The organism is Variovorax sp. 05L425 (assembly GCF_056397705.1).
Genome location: NZ_JBFTNY010000005.1, coordinates 51,073 through 74,248 on the forward strand (window position 1 = coordinate 51,073; position 23,176 = coordinate 74,248).

23 protein-coding genes are annotated in these 23,176 nt (G+C 65.7%); 13 read left to right on the forward strand and 10 right to left on the reverse strand.

Annotated elements, in window-relative coordinates:
• Nucleotides 1-182: 182 nt before the first annotated feature.
• Complete coding sequence (locus AC1DN9_RS07590; protein WP_478098826.1) at nucleotides 183-938, reverse strand: SDR family NAD(P)-dependent oxidoreductase; 756 nt, start codon at nucleotides 936-938, stop codon at nucleotides 183-185.
• A gap of 108 nt (nucleotides 939-1,046) precedes the next feature.
• Here AC1DN9_RS07590 and AC1DN9_RS07595 point away from each other — a divergent pair, with 108 nt between their 5' ends.
• Entirely contained in the window at nucleotides 1,047-1,676 is a 630-nt protein-coding gene (locus AC1DN9_RS07595; protein ID WP_478098828.1) for an SOS response-associated peptidase family protein, read from the forward strand.
• Here AC1DN9_RS07595 and AC1DN9_RS07600 read toward each other — a convergent pair.
• Entirely contained in the window at nucleotides 1,673-2,410 is a 738-nt protein-coding gene (locus AC1DN9_RS07600) for a Crp/Fnr family transcriptional regulator (RefSeq protein WP_478098830.1), read from the reverse strand. The genes AC1DN9_RS07595 and AC1DN9_RS07600 overlap by 4 nt on opposite strands.
• A gap of 85 nt (nucleotides 2,411-2,495) precedes the next feature.
• Here AC1DN9_RS07600 and AC1DN9_RS07605 point away from each other — a divergent pair, with 85 nt between their 5' ends.
• The 7 genes from AC1DN9_RS07605 to AC1DN9_RS07635 all read left to right on the forward strand — a co-directional run bounded on the left by AC1DN9_RS07605 (nucleotide 2,496) and on the right by AC1DN9_RS07635 (nucleotide 10,795).
• A complete protein-coding gene (locus tag AC1DN9_RS07605; RefSeq protein ID WP_478098832.1) occupies nucleotides 2,496-4,469 on the forward strand; it encodes an AMP-dependent synthetase/ligase in 1,974 nt (657 codons plus the stop codon).
• Entirely contained in the window at nucleotides 4,466-5,251 is a 786-nt protein-coding gene (locus tag AC1DN9_RS07610; RefSeq protein ID WP_478098834.1) for an ABC transporter ATP-binding protein, read from the forward strand. Before AC1DN9_RS07605 ends, AC1DN9_RS07610 begins: the two co-directional genes overlap by 4 nt.
• A gap of 1 nt (nucleotide 5,252) precedes the next feature.
• Nucleotides 5,253-6,182 (forward strand): branched-chain amino acid ABC transporter permease, encoded by a 930-nt coding sequence (locus AC1DN9_RS07615; protein WP_478098835.1) that lies wholly within the window; start codon nucleotides 5,253-5,255, stop codon nucleotides 6,180-6,182.
• A gap of 90 nt (nucleotides 6,183-6,272) precedes the next feature.
• Nucleotides 6,273-7,337, forward strand: a complete 1,065-nt coding sequence (locus AC1DN9_RS07620; protein ID WP_478098837.1) for a branched-chain amino acid ABC transporter permease — start codon at nucleotides 6,273-6,275, stop codon at nucleotides 7,335-7,337.
• Between the two features lie 47 nt (nucleotides 7,338-7,384).
• On the forward strand, nucleotides 7,385-8,716 hold the full coding sequence (locus AC1DN9_RS07625; RefSeq protein WP_478098838.1) for an ABC transporter substrate-binding protein: 1,332 nt from the start codon (nucleotides 7,385-7,387) through the stop codon (nucleotides 8,714-8,716).
• A 22-nt stretch (nucleotides 8,717-8,738) separates the two neighbouring features.
• Nucleotides 8,739-9,551 carry an ABC transporter ATP-binding protein gene (locus tag AC1DN9_RS07630; protein ID WP_478098840.1) on the forward strand — a complete coding sequence of 271 codons (813 nt, stop codon included), beginning with the start codon at nucleotides 8,739-8,741 and terminating at the stop codon, nucleotides 9,549-9,551.
• The gene (locus tag AC1DN9_RS07635) at nucleotides 9,548-10,795 is read left to right on the forward strand and encodes a phenylacetate--CoA ligase family protein (RefSeq protein ID WP_478098842.1); all 1,248 of its coding nucleotides are present in this window, start codon (nucleotides 9,548-9,550) and stop codon (nucleotides 10,793-10,795) included. The genes AC1DN9_RS07630 and AC1DN9_RS07635 overlap by 4 nt, the downstream gene beginning before the upstream one ends.
• An 8-nt stretch (nucleotides 10,796-10,803) precedes the next feature.
• On the opposite strand, the gene AC1DN9_RS07640 is transcribed toward AC1DN9_RS07635, so the two are convergent.
• Nucleotides 10,804-11,868 (reverse strand): DnaJ C-terminal domain-containing protein, encoded by a 1,065-nt coding sequence (locus AC1DN9_RS07640; RefSeq protein WP_478098843.1) that lies wholly within the window; start codon nucleotides 11,866-11,868, stop codon nucleotides 10,804-10,806.
• Between the two features lie 145 nt (nucleotides 11,869-12,013).
• Between AC1DN9_RS07640 and AC1DN9_RS07645 the strand changes: the two genes are divergently transcribed.
• Both AC1DN9_RS07645 and AC1DN9_RS07650 read left to right on the forward strand, forming a co-directional pair.
• Nucleotides 12,014-13,348 carry a cytosine deaminase gene (locus tag AC1DN9_RS07645; protein WP_478098845.1) on the forward strand — a complete coding sequence of 445 codons (1,335 nt, stop codon included), beginning with the start codon at nucleotides 12,014-12,016 and terminating at the stop codon, nucleotides 13,346-13,348.
• A gap of 204 nt (nucleotides 13,349-13,552) precedes the next feature.
• Nucleotides 13,553-14,089, forward strand: coding sequence for a hypothetical protein (locus AC1DN9_RS07650; protein ID WP_478098847.1), 537 nt, complete (start codon nucleotides 13,553-13,555; stop codon nucleotides 14,087-14,089).
• Here AC1DN9_RS07650 and AC1DN9_RS07655 read toward each other — a convergent pair.
• Together AC1DN9_RS07655 and AC1DN9_RS07660 are read right to left on the reverse strand one after the other, a co-directional pair.
• Nucleotides 14,064-14,714, reverse strand: a complete 651-nt coding sequence (locus AC1DN9_RS07655; RefSeq protein WP_478098849.1) for a class I SAM-dependent methyltransferase — start codon at nucleotides 14,712-14,714, stop codon at nucleotides 14,064-14,066. The genes AC1DN9_RS07650 and AC1DN9_RS07655 overlap by 26 nt on opposite strands.
• A 16-nt stretch (nucleotides 14,715-14,730) precedes the next feature.
• Nucleotides 14,731-15,171: a CBS domain-containing protein gene (locus AC1DN9_RS07660; RefSeq protein WP_478098851.1), complete on the reverse strand. Its 441-nt coding sequence runs from the start codon at nucleotides 15,169-15,171 to the stop codon at nucleotides 14,731-14,733.
• 150 nt (nucleotides 15,172-15,321) lie between these two features.
• Here AC1DN9_RS07660 and AC1DN9_RS07665 point away from each other — a divergent pair, with 150 nt between their 5' ends.
• On the forward strand, nucleotides 15,322-16,077 hold the full coding sequence (locus AC1DN9_RS07665) for an SDR family NAD(P)-dependent oxidoreductase (RefSeq protein WP_478098852.1): 756 nt from the start codon (nucleotides 15,322-15,324) through the stop codon (nucleotides 16,075-16,077).
• An 11-nt stretch (nucleotides 16,078-16,088) separates the two neighbouring features.
• Nucleotides 16,089-17,033, forward strand: coding sequence for an acetamidase/formamidase family protein (locus tag AC1DN9_RS07670; protein WP_478098853.1), 945 nt, complete (start codon nucleotides 16,089-16,091; stop codon nucleotides 17,031-17,033).
• Here the strand turns inward: AC1DN9_RS07670 and AC1DN9_RS07675 are convergent.
• Nucleotides 17,006-17,755 carry an SIR2 family NAD-dependent protein deacylase gene (locus tag AC1DN9_RS07675; protein ID WP_478098855.1) on the reverse strand — a complete coding sequence of 250 codons (750 nt, stop codon included), beginning with the start codon at nucleotides 17,753-17,755 and terminating at the stop codon, nucleotides 17,006-17,008. The genes AC1DN9_RS07670 and AC1DN9_RS07675 overlap by 28 nt on opposite strands.
• A gap of 174 nt (nucleotides 17,756-17,929) precedes the next feature.
• Between AC1DN9_RS07675 and AC1DN9_RS07680 the strand changes: the two genes are divergently transcribed.
• On the forward strand, nucleotides 17,930-18,907 hold the full coding sequence (locus tag AC1DN9_RS07680; protein WP_478098856.1) for a tripartite tricarboxylate transporter substrate-binding protein: 978 nt from the start codon (nucleotides 17,930-17,932) through the stop codon (nucleotides 18,905-18,907).
• A gap of 38 nt (nucleotides 18,908-18,945) precedes the next feature.
• Here the strand turns inward: AC1DN9_RS07680 and AC1DN9_RS07685 are convergent, their stop codons facing one another.
• Genes AC1DN9_RS07685 through xylF form a run of 4 tightly spaced genes read right to left on the reverse strand, consistent with a single transcriptional unit; the run spans nucleotide 18,946 to nucleotide 23,090 of the window.
• On the reverse strand, nucleotides 18,946-20,091 hold the full coding sequence (locus AC1DN9_RS07685; RefSeq protein WP_478098857.1) for an ROK family transcriptional regulator: 1,146 nt from the start codon (nucleotides 20,089-20,091) through the stop codon (nucleotides 18,946-18,948).
• A gap of 19 nt (nucleotides 20,092-20,110) precedes the next feature.
• Nucleotides 20,111-20,878 (reverse strand): ATP-binding cassette domain-containing protein, encoded by a 768-nt coding sequence (locus tag AC1DN9_RS07690; RefSeq protein WP_478098859.1) that lies wholly within the window; start codon nucleotides 20,876-20,878, stop codon nucleotides 20,111-20,113.
• Nucleotides 20,879-22,063, reverse strand: a complete 1,185-nt coding sequence (locus AC1DN9_RS07695) for a sugar ABC transporter permease (RefSeq protein WP_478098860.1) — start codon at nucleotides 22,061-22,063, stop codon at nucleotides 20,879-20,881.
• 4 nt (nucleotides 22,064-22,067) lie between these two features.
• Entirely contained in the window at nucleotides 22,068-23,090 is a 1,023-nt protein-coding gene (gene xylF, locus AC1DN9_RS07700; protein WP_478098862.1) for a D-xylose ABC transporter substrate-binding protein, read from the reverse strand.
• Nucleotides 23,091-23,176 lie beyond the last annotated feature (86 nt).

Below are 23,176 nucleotides of genomic sequence, written 5' to 3' on the forward strand. Positions count from 1 at the left end.
ACCCCCAACCGGGGGCAACACCGGCGGCCCGGCGAAGCCGGTTCCGCGGTGTTCATGTTGCTCGCCCCCAGGCTCTCTCACTTCGTGTAGACGCCCACCCCCAACCGGGGGCAACACCGGCGGCCCGGCGAAGCCGGTTCCGCGGTGTTTCACGAACGGGCCGGGCTTTGCCGGCCGTTTTCTTAGTCGCGGACGTCGGCTGCGGGGTTGACGCCGAAGTCGAGGCGGGCCAGGTAGCTGAGGACCTTGGCGGCGGCGGATTCGGGGGAGTCCAGCTTGCCCTCGGACTTGAGGGTCTCGAAGCGGGTGCGGTCGGGGAAGAGGGCCGGATCGGTTTCGCGCAATTGGACTTGCATGTCGGTGTCGATGACGCCGGGCGCCAGCGAGACGATTTTCGCGCCACCGATGCCTTTCTCCTCCAGGGCGACAGCGCGCGAGAAATGATCCATGCCGGCCTTGGCGGCGCAGTACGGTGCCTGGCTGCCCATTGCGTTGCGGCCGAGGCCCGAAGAAATGTTCAGCACTTTTCGTTCGGCGCGCCAGGTCTTGGTTGCACCCAGGAAGGCGGCGGTAAGGAGCATCGGCGCCTCCAGGCCCACGCGCAGGGCCTGCGCCAATTCGGTGGGGTCGGCGCCCGAAAGCGGTCGCGGTCGGCCGATGGTGCCGGCGTTGTTGATCAGGGTGGCGGTGTCGAAGTCCTCGGCGTCGAGTTGCTGAATCCATGCCGCGAGGCGCGTGGCGGCGGGGACTGGATCGGCGAGATCCTGATGCCATTGCTCCAGTTCGGTACCGGCCTCACGGGCTCGGGCAGCGAGTGCGTCGTCGCTCTGGCGCGAAATGCACAGCAGGCGCCGGCCTGGTTGCAGGAGCTGTTCGGCCATCGCGCGGCCCAAGCCGCGGGAGGCGCCGGTGATCACGGTGAGATGAAATGAAGTCATGGGTTTTGTGAGAAAGGTCTTATGAACAAAGCATGGACGATGGTGCCGCGCGACAGATGGTATCGGTGTGCTCACTAGAATTGCGACGTTTCTTTACAGCCCCGGCCCATGCCTACCCATTACCAAGCAGCGAGCGAGCCAAGCCACTTCGCCAAGCGCTTTGGTATCTCATTCCGCCCCGAAGAGTCGATCGTCCGCCCCGGCGAGCAGGGAATGTTCGTGCGCCAGCCGCGCGCGGATCGCACAGTCGACGCAGCCACGGCACGCTTCGAGATCGCCCCGGGCCGATGGGGCCTGATCCCGCTTTTTTCCAAGGACGGCCTGGACGCGGACACCTTTGAAGCGCGCAGCGAGACCGCATCCGCCGAGCGCAATTTCTACCAGCCCTGGAAGCGCGGGCACCGGTGCGTGATCCTCGCGGATGCCGTGTTCCAGGGCGGCGACACCGAGGATTCGGTCGTGCGCGTCTCGCGTGCCGACGGCGAACCGCTGGCACTGGCGGGCCTGTGGAACGGCTGGCGCTCGCCCGCCGGCGAATGCGTCGAGAGCTTTGCCCTGCTGACTTTCGGCACGCCCGAGCAGCCAGAACGCCGACGCGCCGTCATCCTGCGCGATGCATGGATCGACGACTGGCTGCATTGCCCCGTCGAAGAAACCGCGGCCTATCTCCGGCCCTACGCGGATGACAAGCTCGTGCGCCAGACGCTGCCGGCAGCGTCGTTGGTCACGACACGCTAGACGCCCTTCCCCATCGTTCCGCTGGTGCGCAGCGCCGCGAGATCGATCACCCGCAGCCCGCCGTATTCGACGCGAATCGCGCCCTGTGCCTCCAGCGTGCGCAAGGCTTCGTTGACCCGCTGGCGCGACAGCCCGATCAGGTAAGCCAGCTCCTGTTGCGTGATGCGCAGCAACTCACCCACACCCGGAAACAGCACCGGATTGAACAGCGCCGCCAGATTGCGAGCCACCCGGACATCCGGGTTGTTGAGCCGATCGGCTTCCCGCGCCGCAATGAATTGCCCCAGGCGCTCGTTGAGCTGGTTCATGACGAACCGGTTGAAGCCGATCGAGTGGTCGAGCAGCCAATGAAAATCGTCCACCGGGAGCCCCGCCACCACGCTCTTGCGCAGCGCCTGGATGTTGTAGCGATAGGGCTCGCGCTTGAGCGCCGTGCCCTCACCGAACCAGCCGCCGGGCGGCAGACCGCTGTAGGTCATGGAGGTGCCGTCGGCGTTGTCGTTGCTCATCTTGAGCAAGCCGGCGACCACGCCGAACCAGTAAGTCGGCGGGCGGCCGATGCGGCATACGAGGTCGCCCGGCTCGGCGTCGCCGACCACCACCGCCGCTTCGGCGCGGCGCCGTTCCGCCTGCGTGAGCGTGTGCAGCCAGGGGATGTTGTTCAGTTCGTCTTCGCGCGCCGGGCGCACGCGGTCTCGGATGGACGACGTGCCGCTGTCGTTGCCGATAGGCATCGGGAAACTCCGGGGAGTAGTGTCCCTAGGATTGTCGTCGGAACGACAAGTTGGCGTCAAAGTTGGTTCTACAGTCCGCCCCATCGTGCAGACCAAAGCCCTCACTTTTCCTCGCCTGTTGCAAGGCCACGCCGAGCGGCAACCCGACGCGCCGGCCGTTCGCGAAAAGGACCTCGGCATCTGGCAAACCTGGAGCTGGGCCGCCACCGCCCGCGAGGTGCGCGATATCGCCTGCGGGCTGGCAAGCCTGGGCTTCAAGGCCGACGACAACCTCGCCATCGTCGGCGCCAACCGGCCGCATCTCTACATGGCGATGGTCGCCGCCCAGAGCCTGCGCGGTGTACCGGTGCCGCTCTACCAGGACGCGGTGGCCGCCGAGATGGTCTTCATGCTGGAAGACGCGGCGGTGGAATTCGTGATCGCGGAGGATCAGGAACAGGTCGACAAGCTGCTCGAATGCCGCGACATCCAGAAGGACAAACGACCGGCGATCCGCTACATCATCTATGACGACCCGCGCGGATTGCGCCACTACGACCAGCCGGGCCTGATGAGCTACGAGCAGTTGCGCGAGCTCGGCCGCGTGTGGGACGCGGCGCATCCCGACTTCTTCGCGCGCAGCGTGGCAGCCGGCGAGCCGACCGATGTCGCGGTCATCCTCTACACGTCGGGCACCACGGGCCGGCCGAAGGGTGTGTGCCAGACGCACGCGAGCTTCATCGCGGCGGGGCGCGGCGGCGTGGAGACCGACAGGCTCGGTCCCGGCGACAACATCATGAGTTACCTGCCGATGGCCTGGGTCGGCGACCATCTCTTCTCGGTCGCGCAATGGCTGGTCGGCGGGTTCACGCTCAACTGCCCCGAGTCCGCCGAGACCGTGATGAACGACATGCGCGAGATCGGGCCGAGCTACTACTTCGGCCCGCCGCGCACCTTCGAAGGCCTGCTGACCGCAGTCTCGATTCGCATGGAGGATGCGGCCGCGCCCAAGCGCTGGCTCTACGCGAAGTTCATGGCGCTGGCGCGGCGCGTGGGCGCCGACATCCTCAACGGCGCGCCGGTCAGCTTCGGCGATCGATTGCTGTATGCCATCGGCAATCTCGTGATCTACGGTCCGCTGCGCAATGTGCTCGGCATGAGCCGCATCCGCGTGGCCTACACGGCCGGCGCGGCGATCGGACCGGACCTGTTTCGCTTCTATCGTTCCATCGGCGTCAACCTCAAGCAGTTCTACGGCCAGACCGAGACCTGCGCCTACGTGTGCCTCCAGCAGGACGGCAAGGTCAAGCTGCAGACGGTGGGCAGCGCGGCGCCGGGCATCGAACTCAAGATCGCGCCGGACGGCGAAGTGCTGGTGCGCGGCGTGTCGGTGCTCAAGGAGTACTACAAGCGGCCTGACGCGACCGCCGAAGTGCTCGATGCCGACGGCTACTTCCACACGGGCGACGCGGGCGTGCTCGATGCGGAAGGCCACCTGCGCATCATCGACCGCGCAAAGGACGTGGGGCGCATGACCGGCCCGGGCGGCAGTTGCGCGGGCGCGATGTTCGCGCCCAACTACATCGAGAACAAGCTCAAGTTCTTCCCGCAGATCAAGGAAGCCGTGTGCTTCGGCCACGAGCGCGACGAGGTCTGCGCCTTCATCAACATCGACTACGAGGCCGTCGGCAACTGGGCCGAGCGGCGCGGGCTGCCCTACGGCGGATATGTCGACCTCGCCGGCAAGTCCGAAGTGCTGACGCTCGTGGCCGAATGCATCGCCAAGGTCAACGCCGACCTCGCCGCCGAGGAAGGCATGGCCGACACGCAGATCGCGCGCTTCATGGTGCTGCACAAGGAACTGGACCCGGACGACGACGAACTCACCCGCACGCGCAAGGTGCGGCGCGGCTTCATCGCCGGCAAGTACGCGGTGCTGGTCGATGCGCTCTACGGTAGCAAGGCCGAGCAGTACATCGAGACGCAGGTCAAGTTCGAGGACGGGCGCACCGGCACAGTCAGCGCGACCTTGAAGATCGTCGAAGCCAAACGCTTCGCGCCCCTGAAAGCCGCCGCATGAGCAGCAGGAACATCGGCGACGTCATCCTCGATGTGCAGAACATCTCGCTGAGCTTCGGCGGCGTGAAGGCGCTGACGGACATCAGCTTCAATGTGCGCGAGCACGAGGTGCGCGCCATCATCGGCCCCAACGGCGCGGGCAAGAGTTCGATGCTCAACTGCATCAACGGCGTCTACCAGCCGCAGCAAGGCTCCATCACCTTCCGCGGCAAGCAGTTCAAGCACATGAACTCGCGCCAGGTGGCGGAGATGGGCGTGGCGCGCACCTTCCAGAATCTCGCGCTCTTCAAGGGCATGAGCGTGCTCGACAACATCATGACGGGCCGCAACCTCAAGATGAAAAGCGGCCTGCTCGCCCAGGCGCTGCGCTGGGGCCCGGCCGAGCGCGAAGAGCTTGCGCACCGCGAGTTCGTCGAACGCATCGTCGACTTCCTGGAGATCCAGCTGCATCGCAAGACGCCGGTCGGGCGCCTGCCCTACGGCCTGCAGAAGCGCGTCGACCTGGGCCGCGCGCTCGCGATGGAGCCGCAGGTGCTGCTGCTCGACGAACCGATGGCGGGCATGAACGTGGAAGAGAAGCAGGACATGAGCCGCTTCATCCTCGATGTGAATGACGAGTTCGGCACGACCATCGTGCTGATCGAGCACGACATGGGCGTGGTGATGGACATCTCCGACCGCGTGGTGGTGCTCGACTACGGCAAGAAGATCGGCGACGGAACGCCGCATGAAGTGCGCGCCAATCCGGATGTCATTCGCGCCTACCTGGGAACGGAGCACTGAAATGGGTTTCTTTCTTGAAACTTTGTTCGGCGGCCTGATGGTCGGCATGCTCTATTCGCTCATCGCGATTGGGTTCGTGCTGATCTACAAGGCGTCCGGTGTCTTCAACTTCGCGCAGGGTGCGATGGTGCTGTTCGCGGCGCTCGCGATGGCGCGCTTCTCCGAATGGATTCCGCACTGGCTGGGCTTCGAGAGCCAGGTGTTGGCCAACGTGCTCGCCTTCTTCGCGGCGATGGCGGTGATGATCGTCGTGGCCTGGCTGATCGAGCGCCTGGTGCTCAGCAAGCTGGTCAACCAGGAAGGCATCACGCTGCTGATGGCGACGCTGGGTATCGCCTATTTCCTCGACGGGCTCGGCCAGTCGATCTTCGGCAACGACATCTACAAGATCGATGTCGGCATGCCGAAGGAGCCGCTGATGGTGCTCGACAACCTCTTCCAGGGCGGCCTGCTGCTGAGCCAGGAAGACCTGATCGCCGCTCTCGTCGCCGCCGCGCTGGTCGTGGTGCTGGCGCTCTTCTTCCAGAAGACATCGACCGGCCGCGCGCTGCGCGCGGTGGCGGACGATCACCAGGCCGCGCAGTCGATCGGCATTCCGCTCAATCGCATCTGGGTCATCGTGTGGTCCGTCGCGGGCTTCGCGGCGCTGGTCGCCGGGATCATCTGGGGGTCGAAGCTGGGCGTGCAGTTCTCGCTGTCGCTGGTGGCGTTGAAGGCGCTGCCGGTGGTGATCCTCGGTGGCCTGACGTCTATCCCCGGCGCGATCGTCGGCGGGTTGCTCATCGGTGTCGGCGAGAAACTCTCGGAGATCTACCTCGGCCCGATGCTCGGCGGTGGCATCGAGATCTGGTTTGCGTATGTATTGGCGCTTGTCTTCCTTCTAGTTCGCCCACAAGGTCTCTTCGGCGAAAAAATCATCGACAGGGTCTAGAGATGAAAAGCCCCCACGCTCATCACTTCGTGTATCGCTGCCCCCCGAGGGGACGCTCAGTGCCCTTCGGGCGGCCGGGCGGGCACTGACATGTTCTACCGCGAGAACGGCCAATTCAAGTCGAGCTATCGCGCCGACCAGCAGATCTTTCCGATCCGGCAGGACCGCGTGCTCATCCTCGCGCTGCTGGTCTTCGCCTTCGCGGTGGTGCCGGTGATTGCACCGGAATACTGGTTCCGCGCGATCCTGATCCCGTTCCTCATCCTCGCGCTTGCCGCGCTGGGCCTCAACATCCTCGTGGGCTACTGCGGACAAATCTCGCTCGGCACGGGCGCCTTCATGGCGGTCGGCGCCTATGCGGCCTACAACTTCCACGTTCGCATCGAAGGCATGCCGCTCATCCTCTCGCTGCTGCTCGGCGGGTTGTGCTCGACGGCGATCGGCGTGCTCTTCGGCATTCCGAGCCTGCGCATCAAGGGTCTTTATCTCGCGGTCGCTACCCTGGCCGCGCAGTTCTTCATCGACTGGGCATTCCTGCGGATCAACTGGCTGACGAACAACTCGTCTTCGGGCTCGGTGACTGTTTCGGGGCTCAGCCTGTTCGGGCTTCCGGTCGAGACCGCCGTGCAGAAATACCTGCTGTGCCTGACGCTGCTGGCGGTCTTCGCGCTGCTCGCGAAGAACCTCGTGCGCAGCGCCATCGGCCGCGAATGGATGGCAATCCGCGACATGGACGTGGCGGCAGCGGTGATCGGCATTCGTCCGGTCTACGCCAAGCTCACGGCCTTCGCGGTGAGCTCTTTCATCGTCGGCGTGGCGGGCGCGCTGTGGGGCTTCGTGCATCTCGGCACCTGGGAGCCCGCGGCCTTCAACATCGACCGTTCGTTCCAGTTGCTCTTCATGGTGATCATCGGCGGACTGGGTTCCGTCATGGGCAGCTTATTCGGCGCGGCCTTCATCGTGCTGCTGCCGATCCTGCTCAACCAGTTGCCGGGCTGGCTCGGGATCTCGATCTCCACAGCATTCGCGTCGCACCTCGAATTCATGATCTTCGGCGCGCTGATCGTCTTCTTCCTGATCGTCGAACCGCATGGCCTTGCTCGGCTGTGGTCGACCGGCAAGGAAAAACTGCGCCTCTGGCCCTTCCCGCATTGATTTCGTTCGCAACCCCCGGCACCGCGGTGCCCCATAAGGAGACAGGCATGAAACTGAAATCGCTCGCTGTGACCGCCGCTCTGGTGGCCAGCACCATCGGCGCGATGCTCGCACCTTCGCTCGCGCAGGCGCAGGCCAAGGAGCAGTTCTTCCCGCTGCTGGTCTACCGCACCGGGCCGTATGCGCCGAACGGCACGCCCTGGGCCAACGGCAAGCAGGACTACATCAAGCTCATCAACGCGACCGGCGGCATCAACGGCGTGAAGATCAGCTACGAGGAATGCGAGACCGGCTACGCGACCGACAAAGGCGTCGAATGCTACGAGCGCCTCAAGGACAAGGGCGCCACGCTGATCGATCCGCAGGCCACCGGCATCACCTTCGCGCTGACCGACAAGGCGCCGGTCGACAAGATCCCGTTGCTGACGCTGGGCTACGGCCTCTCGGCCTCGCAGGACGGCAATGTCTTCAAGTGGAACTTCCCGCTGATGGGCAGCTACTGGACGGCCGCCGACATCCTGATCCAGCACATCGCCAAGAAGGAAGGCGGCGCCGACAAGCTTAAGGGCAAGAAGATCGCGCTGGTCTATCACGACTCGCCATTCGGCAAGGAGCCCATCCCGCTGCTGCAGGAACGCGCCAAGATGAACGGCTTCGAGCTTTCGCTGATTCCGGTCGCGGCGCCGGGCATCGAGCAGAAATCGGCCTGGCTGCAGGTGCGGCAGCAGCGGCCCGACTATGTGCTGCTCTGGGGTTGGGGCGTGATGAACTCGACCGCGCTCAAGGAAGCGGTCGCCACCGGCTACCCGCGCGAGAAGATGTACGGCGTGTGGTGGGCCGGCGCCGAGCCGGACGTGAAGGACGTCGGCGCCAACGCCAAGGGCTACAACGCGCTGGCACTCAACACCTCCGGGACGCAACCCAAGGTCATCCAGGACATCCTCAAGAACGTGCATGACAAGGGTCAGGGCACGGGTCCGAAGGAAGAAGTCGGCTCGGTCCTCTACACGCGCGGCGTGATCATCCAGATGCTTGGCGTGGAAGCCGTCCGGCGCGCACAGGAGCGCTTCGGCAAGGGCAAGGTCATGACCGGCGAGCAGGTGCGCTGGGGCCTGGAGAACCTCGCCCTTGATCAGAAGAAGCTCGATGCGCTGGGCTTTGCCGGCGTGATGCGGCCGATCAGCACCTCGTGCCAGGACCACATGGGATCGAGCTGGGCACGGATCGAGACATGGGACGGCAGCAAGTGGAACATCGCGCCCGAGTGGTACGAGGCCGACGAACAGATCATCAAGCCGATGGTCAAGGTGGCCGGCGAGAAGTACGCGGGTGAAAAGAAAGTGAATCGGCGCGACGCCGCCGACTGCAGCGCTTCCTGAACTGCGCGCATTTCGAGGCACCATGAGCGAACGCAACGTCCTTCTCGACGTCAACGGCATCGAGGTCATCTACAACCATGTGATCCTCGTGCTGAAGGGCGTTTCGCTCACGGTGCCCGAAGGCGGCATCGTGGCGCTGCTCGGCGGCAACGGCGCGGGCAAAACGACCACCTTGCGCGCCGTCTCCAACCTGCTGGCCGGCGAGCGCGGCGCGGTGACGAAGGGAACGATCGAGCTGCGTGGCGAGCGCATCGAGGCGCTGTCACCCGCGGAGCTGGTGAAGCGCGGGCTGATCCAGGTGATGGAAGGACGGCACTGCTTCGCGCACCTGTCGATCGAGGACAACCTGATGACGGGCGCCTACACGCGCACCGACGGCAAGGCCGCCGTTGCAGAGACGCTGGAGAAAGTCTACGCCTACTTCCCTCGCCTCAAGACGCGGCGAACTTCGCAGGCGGCCTATACCTCCGGCGGCGAGCAGCAGATGTGCGCCATCGGCCGCGCGCTGATGGCCAATCCGAACATGGTGCTGCTCGACGAACCTTCGATGGGCCTCGCGCCGCAGATCGTGGAAGAAGTCTTCGACATCGTGAAGGACCTCAACGAGAAGGAGCGCGTGACCTTCCTGCTCGCCGAGCAGAACACCAACATGGCGCTGCGCTTCGCCGACTACGGGTACATCCTCGAAAACGGCCGCATCGTGATGGACGGCGAGGCGAAGAGCCTGCGCGAGAACGAGGACGTCAAGGAGTTCTATCTCGGCGTCGGCGGCGCGGATCGCAAGAGCTTCAAAGATGTGAAAAGCTACAAGCGCAGGAAACGGTGGCTGGCATGAGCGACTTCTACGACGCGCTCGAAGTGCGCGACCCCGAGCAGCGGGAGCGCGATCTGCTCGCCGCCTTGCCGCGCCAGATCATGCAGGCGCAATCGGCAGCGCCGGCTTTCGCGAAAATCCTCGACGGCGTCAAGCCGGGCGACATCACGAGCCTTGAGGCGCTTGCAAGGCTGCCGGTCACCCGCAAGTCCGAATTGCTGGCCTTGCAGAAGGAACGGCGCGCGAGCGACCCGTTCGGCGGTTTCTCGGCGATCCGCTTCGGCGCGCGCATGACGCGTGTCTTCGCGAGTCCCGGCCCGATCTACGAGCCCGAAGGCGAGGCACGCGACTACTGGCGTACGGCGCGCGCACTCCACGCCGCGGGCTTTCGCAACGGCGAACTGATTCACAACAGCTTCAGCTATCACATGACGCCTGCCGGCTCGATCATGGAATGCGGCGCGCGCGCATTGGGCTGCACGGTGTTTGCAGGCGGCACGGGACAGACGGAACAGCAGGTGGAAGCCATTGCCGACCTGCGGCCAGCCGGCTACGCGGGCACCCCTAGCTTCCTGAAGATCATCATTGAGAAGGCGGCTGAAAAAGGCGTCGCCCTCCCCTCGCTCACGAAGGCGCTGGTCTCCGGCGAAGCCTTTCCGCCAAGCCTGCGCGACTGGATCGCCGAACGTGGCGTGACCGGCACGCAGTGCTATGCGACCGCCGACCTCGGGCTGGTGGCCTACGAGACGAGCAGCCGTGAGGGACTGGTCCTCGACGAGGGCGTGATCGTGGAGATCGTGCGGCCCGGCACCGGCGATCCGGTGGCGGAAGGCGAGGTCGGCGAGATCGTCGTCACCACGCTCAATCCCGACTACCCACTGATCCGGTTCGGCACCGGCGATCTTTCTGCGGTGCTGCCGGGGCACTGCGCCACGGGGCGCACCAACACGCGCATCAGGGGCTGGCTGGGCCGCGCCGACCAGACGACCAAGGTGCGCGGCATGTTCGTTCATCCCGGCCAGGTCGCGGAGATCGCGCGACGCTTTCCCGAAGTGCTGCGCGCACGATTGGTGGTCGAAGGCGAGATGGCCGACGACCGCATGACGCTCCGGCTCGAATGCGCTGCCGCGCCCAAGGGACTCGCGGACCGCATCGGCGAAGCGGTGCGAGATGTCACCAAGCTGCGTGGCGCGGTGGAGTTCGTCGGGCCGGGAAGCCTGCCGAACGACGGCAAGGTGATCGAGGATCTGCGCAGCTACCGCTGACGTGGAACTCAGCCGCGTGCCTTCTGGCTGCGCTCCCAGGCGCGCAGGCTACGGTTCCATGCGCGCAGACGCTCGTCCGCACCGTCTCCGCTGCCCGACGCGCTGGCAATGAGTTGATCGAGCAGGATCTCCTGGTCGGCGCTCAGCTGTTCCGGGAACACCGGCTTCACCGTGACCATCTGGTCTCCGCGCGGACCGCGTCGCGCCACCGGAAAGCCGTGGCCTTTCAGGCGATACATCAATTTGTCGCGGCGCAAGTTGATCGGCTGAAACCCCGAGACGGTGGGGACCTGGATCTGGCGATTGGCGATCCATGCGAATCCGTCGACTGGAATCTCGCAGCGGATCGTGCCGTCGTCGTCGAGTTCGAAGAATGCGTGGTCGATCAGTTCGACGCGGATCTCCAGATCGGCCTGCGACGGATTCGCACGCGCGCGCCGTCCGTCGACATGCAGCAGGTCACCCTGGCGCACACCCGGCGGAATGCGGACTTTCAGCTGGTAGGCACTCGTCTGCGTCCCGGCGCCCTCGCAATCGGGGCAAGTCCGCTGCGCGATGCCGCCGCCGTGGCAGGCTCCGCACTCGCTCATGCCGCCGGGCCAACCGAAGAAAGAGCGCTTTGCCACGGCGCCCGAGCCGCCGCAATGCGCGCAATTGCCGCCGAGCACCTGGTGGCCCGCGCCGTCGCAGGTCGCGCAGACATGCGTCATTTTTCCGCGCACGGTCTTGATGCAGCCGGCCGCCGCCTCTTCGAGCGTGAGCTTGATCTTGCGATGGATGGACCGGCGCCGGGGTTCGGCGTCGTCCGCGTCGGCTGCGGCAGCGGCCTCCGGGTGAGGTTCGACGTCACTGGCACCTGCGGTTGCGGTGGCGCTTTCCGGGCCTTCGGCGAATCCTGCGTTGCGGATTTCCTCGAAAGCCCGGTTGATGCGCTGCATCCTCGCGACGGCATCGGCGCTGTTGTTGCGGTCCGGGTGCCACTGCGACACCAGCCGGCGCCATGCGGCCTTGACTTCGCGCTCGGTGGCGCCGGAGGGCAGGCCCAGTTCGGCAAAAGCGTTGTCGGTGCCCAAGATCAGATCCTCGTTTCATCAAACTGCAAGTGGGGTCGCCGCGAAAGCGCTCCGTCGGAACGGATTATCAGGGAGCGCTTCGGTGGAAACACAGGCATGCTCCTTGCGGCAGTCATCTGCGCAAGAATCATTCCTCCTTTTGTCGATGACCCACTCTTTTCTCCAGCCTCCCGCCGCCACGCGCTACGCCCTGCGCAATCTTCGCGCGCCCCGCTGTCTCATCGCCGCCGAACTGCCGAGCCGCGTCGATGACGAACTCGTCGCGGTCGACCTGCTGGTGGACAACGGCCGCATCGCCGCGATCGACACGGCAGGCGCCATGCCCGCGGAGCTCGGCCCCGATCTCGACGCCTCGATGGTGCTGCCGGGCATGGTCGACTGCCACACCCATCTCGACAAGGGCCATATCTGGCCGCGCCAGCCCAATCCGACCGGCGATGGCGCAGGCGCCTCGATGGCGACGATGCGCGACCGCACCGCTCGGTGGAACGCGGACGACGTGCGCCGACGCATGGAGTTCGGCCTCAGTACCGCCTATGCCAAGGGCGTGGTCGCCATCAGCACCCACCTCGACTCGCTTGCGCCGCAGGCGTCGATCTCGTTCCCCGTGTTGCGGGAGATGCGCGAACGCTGGGCCGGACGCGTCGATCTGCAGGTGTCTTCCATCGCACCGCTCAACATCTTCCTGACGGACGAAGGCCGCCAGCTCGCGGACATCGTGGCCGAAAGCGGCGGCAAGCTGGGCTGCGTGACACGCTCCGCCAACCATCCGACCGAGACCATGCCGCCGGACCTGGACGAGGCGCTGGTCCGCGTGTTCCAGCTCGCAACGGAACGGGGCCTGAATCTCGACCTGCACGTCGACGAATCGACAGACCCGCGTGCCCGCGCGCTGATTCGCGTCGCGCGCACTGCGGTAGCGCAGGATTTCGCAGGGCGCATCCTGTGCGGCCACGTCACTTCACTGGCCCTGCAGACCGACGAGTTCATCGAAGAGACGATCGCCGCCTGCAAGGACGCGGGCATCGACATCGTGAGCCTGCCGACGGTCAACATGTACCTCCAGGACCGCAGCCAGGAAGAACGCACACCGCGCTGGCGTGGCGTGACCACGCTGCACGAGATGAAGGCGCGCGGCCTGCGCGTGGCGGTGGCGGGCGACAACTGCCGCGACCCGTTCCATGCGTACGGCGATCACGACATGCTCGACACCTTCACGCAGGCGGTGAAGATCCTGCACCTGGACCATCCGCTCGGCGACTGGATCCGCGCCGCCACCGAGACGCCGGCCGCCATCATGGGCATCGACCGCGGCGTGCTGAAAGCCGGCGCACCGGCCGACTTTCTCGTGCTGAAGGCGCGCAACTATTCCGAGATGCTCGCGCGCACGCAGTTCGACCGCACGATCGTTCGTGCCGGCCGCGCGATCGACACCACGCTGCCCGACTACCGCCTGCTCGACGATCTCATGGTTTCCTGAGCGTCCGAAGCCGCAAGTTTTCGCGTCATTTCGTGCGGTCTTGCCGAGGGCCGAGCCTGGCGCGATGGACGCTGCATCCGGGCGCGGTCACACGTGGCATCCTCGATACGCCTTCAACCGAAGGCGCAGCTCGATGAAACGATGACCTTTGAGAGACTTCGAATAACCGGACGACACGGAAAAGACTACGAACTCGGCGAAGCCATGCAGGTTCATGACGGGAACATCCACCTTGGAACGCTCGATCCCGTGATCGTCAGCCGCGATGGGACGGAAGTGTTCCTCGGGCGCTTCGTTCCCTCGCAGTTCGTGAAAGACCAGAAGCGGAATTTCGGCCCCCTGGTGCTGCTGGAAACGACCGCGTTCCTGGCCGAGCATTTCCAGGGCCTGCAGGCCGTGAGCTATGTGCTGAGCCGCGAAATCGAGATGCACGGAGACGGAATGCAAGTGGCCGGCGCTCGCTCCGCGCTCTTGCAGGCCATGGGTGCGGAAGGGGTGACGATCTCGCCCATGCCCGACTCGGAAATACCGGGCAACTTCGTGGTCCGGGGCACTTGGGCGTACAACGAGCGCAACCTCTCGGCGCTCGGCCAGTGTCTCGACAGGGAAAGGGAGGTGTACCGGCAATGGGACGCCACCCACCTCGTCCAGCCGGTTCCAGCACTTCGGAACCGGCTGCGCCAACTGCTGGCCCGCGGTCCTGGCGAACTTGGCTTCAAGGGCGGCGAGAGGGCGGACTGAGCGGCTTGCGCCACACACTCGCCAGCCACGGCTGCTGCTCGAAGGGCACGCCGATCGGCCGGTAGTAGTGCGCAAGTTCGACGAAACCCGCCGCCGTCATGAGTCTGCGCCAGCCTTCAAGGTCGTGAAAGGCGCCATAGCGCTCTCCGCGCCAGCCTTCCTGCCCCTCGCCGCGAGGATTGGAGCTGAACAGCACACCGCCGGGTTTGAGCGTCTCGCGCAATTCCGCGAGCACGCGCGGCAACTCCTGAGCAGGCACGTGGAACAGCGATGCATTCGCGAACACGCCGTCGAACCGGCTGCCCGGGAGGTCCAGGGACAGGAAGTTCTGTTGCCACACCTCGCAACCGCTGTAGGAACGCGCCATCTCCGCGAACTGCGCGGCGCCATCGAGGCCGACTGCGACATGACCGAGTTGCCTGAAGGTCCGCAGGTCGCGGCCAGGGCCGCAGCCGAAATCCAGGATCTCGAAAGGCGGCGGGGCCTCGATGTACTGCAGCAAGGCCGCGATGTTCTGGCTCACGTCGTGGCCGCGCGTGCCTGCCCAGAAATCCTCGGCCTGTCCGTCGTAGTGCGCGAGCGTGAGTGCTTCGATGCGTTCGAGGTCTTCGGGCGTCAGGGGCATTCCGGTCACCGCCGAATCAGCGGGGTTCTCCGGCAATGTAGTGCTGCAACTGCTCGATGATGAAGTTCTGCTCCGAGATGATCCCCTTCACGATGTCGCCGATCGAGATCAGCCCCACCAGCTTGTCTTCGTCCATGACCGGCAGGTGACGCACCCGGTTCTCGGTCATGAGCGCCATGCATTCTTCGCTGGTCTGGCTCGGTCGTACGTAGATCACCGCCGAGGTCATCACGTCGCGCAGCGGCGTGTCCTTCGACGAGCGGGCCAGCAGGACGACCTTGCGCGCGTAGTCGCGCTCCGTCACCACGCCGACGATGCGGTCGCCCTCCATGACGAGGAGTGCGCCGACGTTCTTCTCTGCCATTCGCTTGACAGCATCAAGGACCGAGGCCGAGGGCTCGATGGAATAGACCGTCGAATCGCCTTTGGCCTTGAGGATTTCAGCCACTGTTTTCATGAGTCGTCTTCTCCGGAAGGGGCAAGCGTTTCCATTCTGCGCGGCCCGCACGGCCGTCACAAGTGAATGCACCCGACGCCCGTGCCGACATTTACAGCGCCGCGGCGGACGCTCAGAATGCATGCCCCCATCCCTCAAAGGAGAGTGGTCATGGATCTCGGTCTCAAGGGCAAGCGCGCTGTCGTGACAGGCGGCAGTCGGGGAATCGGCAGGGCGATCGCCGAATGTTTCGCCGACGAGGGCGCCGACATCGCGATCTGCGCGCGCAAGGAAGACGAGGTGGGCGAAGCTGCCGGCGCCCTGCAGGCCAAGGGCGTCAAATCCTTCGGTCGCGCGCTGGACGTGGCCGACGGCCCGGCGCTGAGCGCATGGATCACCGCCAGCGCCGGCATTCTGGGCGGTATCGACGCCCTGGTCTGCAACGTGAGCGCACTGGCGGTCGGAGACAACGCGGAGTCCTGGGAAAAATCGTTCCGCACCGACATGATGCATACGGTCAATGCCGTGGCCGCCGCCGTGCCGTTCCTGGAGAAATCCGACTGCGGCTCGATCGTGCTGATCTCGAGCGTCTCCGGTTTCGAGGTCGACTTCGCTGCAGGCTCCTACGGCGCAACCAAGGCGGCGCTCATCCACTACGCCAAGGGCCTGAGCCGGCAGCTTGCCGGCAAAGGCATCCGCGTGAACTGCGTCTCGCCGGGCAACACCTACTTCGACGGTGGCTTCTGGCAAAGCGCCGAGAAGAATATGCCCGACCTTTTCGCGTCGACGCTCAAGGTCAATCCCACCGGCAAGTTCGGCACCGCCGACGAAGTGGCGCGCGGCGTGGTGTTCATTTCGAGCCCGGCCGCCAGCCGGGTCTCCGGCACCAACCTGGTCATCGACGGCGCGCTGACGGTGGCCGTCTAGGAGCGCTGGCCATGAGCGAACTCGCCACGCAGCACACCATCCACAGGAAGCACATCCATCACGGGTGGAACAACGCCTTCCCGCCCTGCCTGACGATCGCGCCGGGCGAGACGGTGCAGTTCGAGACGCTCGACGCGTCCTCCGGCCAACTCACGCGCACATCAACGTCCGCCGATGTCGAGAAGCTCGACCTCGCGCACGTGAATCCGGTCACGGGGCCGGTGTACATCGACGGTGCCAAGCCGGGCGATGCGCTCAAGGTCACCGTGCTGTCGCTGCGGCCCTCGGGCTGGGGCTGGACTGCGAACATTCCCGGCTTCGGGCTGCTCACCGACCAATTCCCGAACGCGAGGCTCCATCACTGGAATTACGACCCCGGCCTGACGCCCGCGATGTACGGGCCCGGCGGCCGCGTGCCCTTGAAGCCGTTCACCGGGACGATCGGCGTCGCACCTGCGGAACCGGGCTTGCACAGCATCATTCCGCCGCGCAACGTCGGCGGCAACATGGATGCCCGCGACATCGCGGAAGGAACCGAGCTCTACCTTCCGATCGAGGTCGAGGGCGCCCTCTTCTCCGTGGGCGACACGCATGCGGCGCAGGGCGACGGCGAAGTCTGCGGCACGGCGATCGAGAGTCCGATCGATGTGGCGCTCAAGTTCGAACTGGTGAAGGACGCCCGGCTGCGCTCACCGCGCTATGTCACGCCGGGACCGGTCAGCCGGCATTTCGACACGCACGGCTACGAGGTCACGACCGGCATCGGACCCGATCTCATGGCGGGCGCCCGCATGGCGGTGTCGGAAATGATCGAACTCCTGAGTCGCCGTTACGGCTACGACCCGCTCGACGCCTACATGCTGTGCAGCGTGTGCGCGGACCTTCGCATCAGCTCGATCGTCGACGTGCCGAACTGGGTGGTGTCGTTCTATTTTCCGAGGGTGGTGCTGGCGTAGTCGACGCCCGCGACCAGCTTCGGCAGGAGATCTTCCGCCGGACCTCGCAAGACCGCGCTGGCGGCCGCGTCGAGGCGCAGCGGCTCCATGTTGAGCGTGATGAGCTTGCCGCCGTGCGCCATGGCTTCCAGCGGCAGGTCGGCGGCCGGGTAGACCACGGCCGTGCTGCCGACGACGATGAAAGCGTCGCTTTCCTGCGCGGCCGTCCGGGCGTCGAGCAGCACGCCATCGTTCAGCATCTCGCCGAACATGACGACGTCCGGCCGGGCGCGCGACCCACAGCGCTTGCACCGGTGCAACAGCCAGGGACCGCGCCGATTGCCGCAATGGTCGCAGCGCCACCGGCGCAGAGAACCGTGCAGTTCGAGCACGTCGACACCGCCGGCCAGTGTCAGCAAGCCGTCGACGTTCTGCGTAATGAGCCGCGTCGCCGGGCGCAGGCGCTGCAATCGCGCCAGGGCCAGGTGCCCGGGATTGGGCTTGGCGCCCTCGGCGACCGCAAGCCGTTGCGCCCAGAACCGCGTGAAACCGGCCGGATCACGCGCCAGATCGTCGGCATGCGAGAACTGGACGGCGTTCTGGTTCATCCAGAGGCCGTCGGCGTCGCGGTAGGTCGGGATGCCGGACGCCTTCGACAGGCCCGCGCCCGAGAAAACGACGATGCGCCTCGCCGCTCGCAGCAACTCGATGGCGGTCTCTAGCGGTTGCGGGCTTTCGGGCATCGGTCGGCTGGGGCGAGGAATCTGCAGGGCGAGGCCTGGAATTTTTGCATGCGCCGCCGTGTCGCGCAGCGTGCGGGCGCGGCGCAGGCATTTCCTGCTTCCCTAAGGGCAATCCGGGATGAGTCAGGTTCTGGTCAGCCGATAAGATCGCCGCGTTTTCAACTTGGAATGATCATGAAGAAATTGCTCGCTTTCACGGCCATTGCCGCAGCTGTCGCGGGCGTTCACGCCCAGGATTACCCTGGCAGCAAGCCCATCAGCATCGTGGTGCCCTTTGCCGCCGGCGGCCCGACCGACCGTGTCGCGCGGGATCTCGCCGAAGCCCTGCGCAAGCCGCTGGGGGGAGTGAGCATCGTGATCGACAACGTGCCCGGCGCCGGCAGCTCGATCGGCGCGACCAAGGTGGCGCGCGCAGCGCCGGACGGCTACACGCTTTTGCTCAATCACATCGCCATGTCGACCGTCCCGACGCTGGTGCGCAACGTGCCGTTCAAGGTCGAGACCGATTTCGAGTACCTCGGCATCGTCAACGATGTGCCGATGACCCTGATCTCCAAGCCGAGCATGCAGGCGAACAACTACAAGGAACTGACCGCCTGGATCGTGGCCAACAAGGGCAAGATCAATCTCGGCAACGCCGGTGTCGGCTCGGCCTCGCACCTGTGCGGCCTGCTCTACCAGAGCGCCATGAAGACCGAGATGACGCCCGTGCCTTACAAGGGCACGGCGCCCGCCATCACCGACCTGATCGGCGGCCAGATCGACCTGCTGTGCGACCAGACGACGAACACCTCGCCGCAGATCGAAGCCAAGAAGGTGAAAGCCTTCGCCGTCACCACCGACAAGCGCCTGACCACGCCGTTGCTGAAGGATCTGCCGACCCTTCAGGAATCGGGGCTGAAGGACTTCCAGGTCACCATCTGGCACGGCCTCTACGCACCGAAGGGAACGCCGGCGGGGGTCACGAAGAAGCTCAACGATGCGCTCAAGGTTGCGCTGAAGGACCCTGACTTCGTCAAGAAACAGGAGGGCCTGGGCGCCGTGGTGGCGACCGATGGCAGGATCGAACCCGAAGGCCACAAGAAGTTCGTGGCGGCCGAGATCGCCAAATGGAGTCCCATCATCAAGGCTGCCGGCGTCTACGCCGATTGACGGGACGCTGATCCGGTTAGGCCGCCCTCGCCTTCGAATCAGGCCGCCGAAGCACGTTCGCGCCTCGCTTCGGAGTTCGGATGCAGCGGCCGCAGGTATTCATGCAACGCAAGCGCCGCGGCGCCGATCGCCGGCGTCCATTCGCCATAGCGCACGCCGCGCACGACCGGCGGAGGGATGCCCGCGCTTTCGGCATAGCGCTTCACCGTCTCGATCGCGCCGCGCAGGAACTCGGGATGCGCCTGGCACGACTTGCCGCCCACGACGATCGCACGCGGCTCGAAAGTGACCCACAGGTTCTGGAGCAGCACGCCCAGGAAGCCCGCGGCACGCTCTCGTTCAGCGGCACCGCGGTCCAGCACACGCGAGCTCAGGAAGACTTCCGCGCACCCCTTCCGACCGCACGAGCACCGCGGTCCATCGATCTGCAGCACCGTATGCCCGATCTCGCCGGCCATGCCTTGTGCACCGATGAACAGCCGGTCATTCAGCACGATGCCGGCACCGACACCGACGTCGCAGCTCACATAGATCAGCGGGTCCTCGCCCTCGCCCGGCGAGAACTCGAACTCGCCCAGCACCGCCGCATCGGCGTCGTTCTGCAACTGCACGGCGATGCCCGAAACGCCCTCGCTGGCAAGTGCCCCGGTGAGCCCCGGCAGCAGGCTGACGTTGCGCCAGCCGAGGTTGGGCGCGAATCGCACCACGCCGGTTGCGTCGTGCACGGCGCCCGGAACACCCACACCGATGCCCGATGGCCGAAGTCCCGACGCCAGCAGATGACGGTGCGCGGCCGCCACCATGCGCGCGACTTGCGCGCAGACCGCCGGCGGCGCGTGGTCGTCGAGCGACTGCGCATCGGCATGGAGCACATCGCCTTGCAGCGAGACGCACACGACGCGCACGATCTCGATCGCAATCTCCACGCCGATCAACGCGCGCACGCCGACGTTGATGCGCAGCGGCGTCGACGGGCGCCCGAGGCCATCGACCACCGGCGCGCCGGCCTCGTCGAGCCAGCCGTCTTCGAGCAGCTCGCGCACCAGCAGGCTCACGGTCGATTTGGTGAGGCCGCTCTCCACCGCCAGCCGGGCGCGCGAGAGACCCGGCTGCGCTCGCACCAGGCGCAGCAACACGCTGCGGTTGATGCGCTTGACCAGTTGCTGGTCGCCGATCGTGGTCACGGACTCACCCCGCTCGTTGTCACCTGTGCGCCTGCTCTTTGCCCTCCGGCCGCTTGCCGGCAATGATCATCCCGAGCACTTCGTCTTCGGTCACGTCTGCCGTGCGGTAGGTGCCGACCAATCGGCCGTTCTTCATCACCGCGAGACGATCGCTCAGCCCGAATACGTCAGGCATGTCGTGCGTGATCAGGAAGATGCCGACGCCATCGGCCTTGAGTTGCTTCACCAGCGCACCGACCATCGCTGTCTCCTCGGGACCGAGGGCCGCACAGGGTTCGTCCATGATCAGGATGCGGGCGTTGAAGTACAGCGCCCGCGAGATCGCCACGACCTGCCGCTGCCCGCCCGAAAGGCGCCGCACCGGCACGCGGATGTTGGTGAAGTTCTTGTTCAGGCGCTGGAACACCTTGCGCGCCTGTCCTTCCATGAAGTGGTCGTCCAGCGTGCGCCAGGGCGTGAGCTTTTCGCGGCCGAGGAAGAGATTGGCGACCGAGTCGAGGTTGTCGGCCAGCGCCAGCGTCTGGTAGATGGTCTCGATGCCTTGTGCCTGCGCTTCCGAAGGCGTGCGGATGTTGACCTTCTCGCCCGCGATCAACGTCTCGCCGGAATCGATCGGATAGGCGCCCGCGAGCATCTTCATGAGCGTGGACTTGCCCGCGCCGTTGTGGCCGAGCAGCGCGACCACTTCGCCGGGATGGAGGTTGACGCTGACACCGTCGACGGCCTTCACGCCGCCGAAGGCCTTGTGAATGTCGCGCAGTTCGACCAGGGGTGGGTTCGTGGTCATCTAGTTCTCCCCGAATTTCTTGCGGTAGAGCACGTCGAAGACCACGGCGACGATCAGCACCTGTCCGATGATCACCATGCGCTTGCCGATGGGCACATCCAGCAGCAGCATGCCGCTGTCCAGCGACTGCATGATCAGCGCGCCGAGCACCGAACCGAAGATGGAGCCGCTGCCGCCGGCCAGCGCGGTGCCGCCGATGACGGCCGCCGCGATGACGTAGAGCTCCATGCCGGTGCCCAGCGAGTTGGTGCCGGCGTTGAGACGGGCGATGGAAACGATCGCGGCGATGGTCACCAGGACCGCAAGCAGCGCAAAGAGCATCAGCGTCACGCGCTTGACCGGAATGCCGACCAGCGCCGCCGCATCCGGGTTGCCGCCCATCGCGAAAACATAGCGACCGAACCGCGTCCGATGCACGATGAAGGACAGCACCACCGCCACTGCGGCCCAGATCAACACCGGGATCGGCATGCCTTGCGCTTCCGTCTTCGACGAGATCTGGTAGTTGTTCATCGTCGCCGCGAAGGCGAAGACGACGAGAACGGGCACGGCCGTCAGCAGCAGGTCCATCCAGAGGGGTTCCACCGGCATCTCGTGACGCTGCCGCGCACGACGCTTCTGCCACATGCGCGCAAAAAAAATGACGCCCACGACCACCACCAGCACCCACGTCGCCGTCGTGCCGATGCCGCCGTCGTAGCCGCCGCCCAGCCGCTGGAAGAACTCGTCATTGACCGGTTGCGTCTTGCCGTCCGCGACGAGAAAGGCCGCGCCCCGGAACGACATCAGGCCACCCAGCGTGACCACGAAAGACGGCACGCCCAGCACCGCCGTGAGGCCGCCCTGGTACAGCGACACCAGCAACGCCACCGCCAGTCCGGCCAGGCTCGCCGCCGGCCACGACCAGCCGGACGTGTATTGCAGATACGCCACCAGCACGCCGACGAAGCCCATCACCGAGCCCACCGACAGGTCGATGTGGCGTGCCACGATGATCAGCACCATCACGGTGGACACGATGCCGACCACCGCCGTCTGCTGCGCGATGTTGTAGAGATTTTCGGGCGAGAGAAACACCCCGCCCGAGAGCAGGTTGAACACGATCGCCATCACCACCAGCAGCAAGCACATGAGCAGCAGCCGGAGGTCGACGCCGGTCCGGCGCCACCACCCAGGGGAACTCATCGCGTCACTTGCATGCCGCGGGGGCCTTGTCGGCCGGGACGCCCTTGCAGAGCTCATCCTTCTTGATCCAGCCGGCCTTCACGACGACATCGAGGTTGTCGCGCGTGATCGGCACCGGCGTGAGGAAGCGCGAGGAGATGGCGACCTTCTTCTCGCCGCCGCTCCAGTCGGCCGCCTTCTCGGCGGGCTTGCCTTGTGCCAGCGCGACGGCGGCGGAAGCGGCTTCGCGGCCGAGTTCGCGCGCGTCCTTCCACACCGTGACGGTCTGAGTACCGTGTGCGACGCGATTGAGCGCAGCGAAGTCGGCATCCTGCCCCGACACCGGAATACCGCGAATGCCCTTCGCCGTGAGCGCGGCCACCGCGCCGCCTGCCGTGCCGTCATTGGAAGCCACCACCGCGTCGACCTTGTTGCCGGCCTTCGTGAGGATCTGCTCCATGTTCTTCTGCGCGACCTCGGGCTTCCAACCGTCGGTGTACTCGTCGCCGACGATCTTGATGTCGCCCTTCTTCACCGCATCGGCGATCACCTCCTGCTGGCCCGAGCGCAGGAAGTTGGCGTTCGGGTCGGTGGGCGAGCCCTTGATCATCACGTAGTTGCCCTTGGGCTGAATCTTGTAGACCGCGCGTGCCTGCATGCGGCCGACCTCGACGTTGTCGAAGGTGATGTAGAAAACGCCGGGCGTTTCGATCAGGCGGTCATAGGCGACCACAGGCACCTTCTGCTTCAGGGCCTTGTTGACCGCCGGCAGGATGGCGTCCTTGTCCATGGCCAGCACGATCAGGGCTTTCGCTCCCTTCGACATCAGGCCCTCGATGTCGCCAAGCTGCTTTTCGGGGGAGCCGCCCGCGTCGGCGCTGATGTACTTCGCGCCGAGTTTCTCGAGCTGCGCCTTCATGGCCGCCTCGTCCGTCTTCCAGCGCTCCTCCTGGAAATTGGACCAGCTGACGCCCACCACGGTCTGGGCGCAAGCGCCGATGGCGGTCAGGCCGAAGGCCAGGGTGGTCAGGGTGCGGGCGAGCTTCATGGGCATGTCTCCAGGCTGTGATGGTTCATTGGCTCGAGTTAGTTCGAGTGCCGAACTAACTATCGCAGCCCACGGATTCGGCGGCC

Coding starts and splice junctions, on each gene's coding strand:
- AC1DN9_RS07650 (WP_478098847.1), top strand. CDS start 13,553: ATGCAGGTTCATGACGGGAACATCCACCTTGGAACGCTCGATCCCGTG.
- xylF (WP_478098862.1), bottom strand. CDS start 23,090: ATGAAGCTCGCCCGCACCCTGACCACCCTGGCCTTCGGCCTGACCGCC.
- AC1DN9_RS07670 (WP_478098853.1), top strand. CDS start 16,089: ATGAGCGAACTCGCCACGCAGCACACCATCCACAGGAAGCACATCCAT.
- AC1DN9_RS07610 (WP_478098834.1), top strand. CDS start 4,466: ATGAGCAGCAGGAACATCGGCGACGTCATCCTCGATGTGCAGAACATC.
- AC1DN9_RS07675 (WP_478098855.1), bottom strand. CDS start 17,755: ATGCCCGAAAGCCCGCAACCGCTAGAGACCGCCATCGAGTTGCTGCGA.
- AC1DN9_RS07690 (WP_478098859.1), bottom strand. CDS start 20,878: ATGACCACGAACCCACCCCTGGTCGAACTGCGCGACATTCACAAGGCC.
- AC1DN9_RS07615 (WP_478098835.1), top strand. CDS start 5,253: ATGGGTTTCTTTCTTGAAACTTTGTTCGGCGGCCTGATGGTCGGCATG.
- AC1DN9_RS07595 (WP_478098828.1), top strand. CDS start 1,047: ATGCCTACCCATTACCAAGCAGCGAGCGAGCCAAGCCACTTCGCCAAG.
- AC1DN9_RS07645 (WP_478098845.1), top strand. CDS start 12,014: ATGACCCACTCTTTTCTCCAGCCTCCCGCCGCCACGCGCTACGCCCTG.
- AC1DN9_RS07695 (WP_478098860.1), bottom strand. CDS start 22,063: ATGAGTTCCCCTGGGTGGTGGCGCCGGACCGGCGTCGACCTCCGGCTG.
- AC1DN9_RS07680 (WP_478098856.1), top strand. CDS start 17,930: ATGAAGAAATTGCTCGCTTTCACGGCCATTGCCGCAGCTGTCGCGGGC.
- AC1DN9_RS07600 (WP_478098830.1), bottom strand. CDS start 2,410: ATGCCTATCGGCAACGACAGCGGCACGTCGTCCATCCGAGACCGCGTG.
- AC1DN9_RS07660 (WP_478098851.1), bottom strand. CDS start 15,171: ATGAAAACAGTGGCTGAAATCCTCAAGGCCAAAGGCGATTCGACGGTC.
- AC1DN9_RS07635 (WP_478098842.1), top strand. CDS start 9,548: ATGAGCGACTTCTACGACGCGCTCGAAGTGCGCGACCCCGAGCAGCGG.
- AC1DN9_RS07590 (WP_478098826.1), bottom strand. CDS start 938: ATGACTTCATTTCATCTCACCGTGATCACCGGCGCCTCCCGCGGCTTG.
- AC1DN9_RS07655 (WP_478098849.1), bottom strand. CDS start 14,714: ATGCCCCTGACGCCCGAAGACCTCGAACGCATCGAAGCACTCACGCTC.
- AC1DN9_RS07665 (WP_478098852.1), top strand. CDS start 15,322: ATGGATCTCGGTCTCAAGGGCAAGCGCGCTGTCGTGACAGGCGGCAGT.
- AC1DN9_RS07620 (WP_478098837.1), top strand. CDS start 6,273: ATGTTCTACCGCGAGAACGGCCAATTCAAGTCGAGCTATCGCGCCGAC.
- AC1DN9_RS07625 (WP_478098838.1), top strand. CDS start 7,385: ATGAAACTGAAATCGCTCGCTGTGACCGCCGCTCTGGTGGCCAGCACC.
- AC1DN9_RS07630 (WP_478098840.1), top strand. CDS start 8,739: ATGAGCGAACGCAACGTCCTTCTCGACGTCAACGGCATCGAGGTCATC.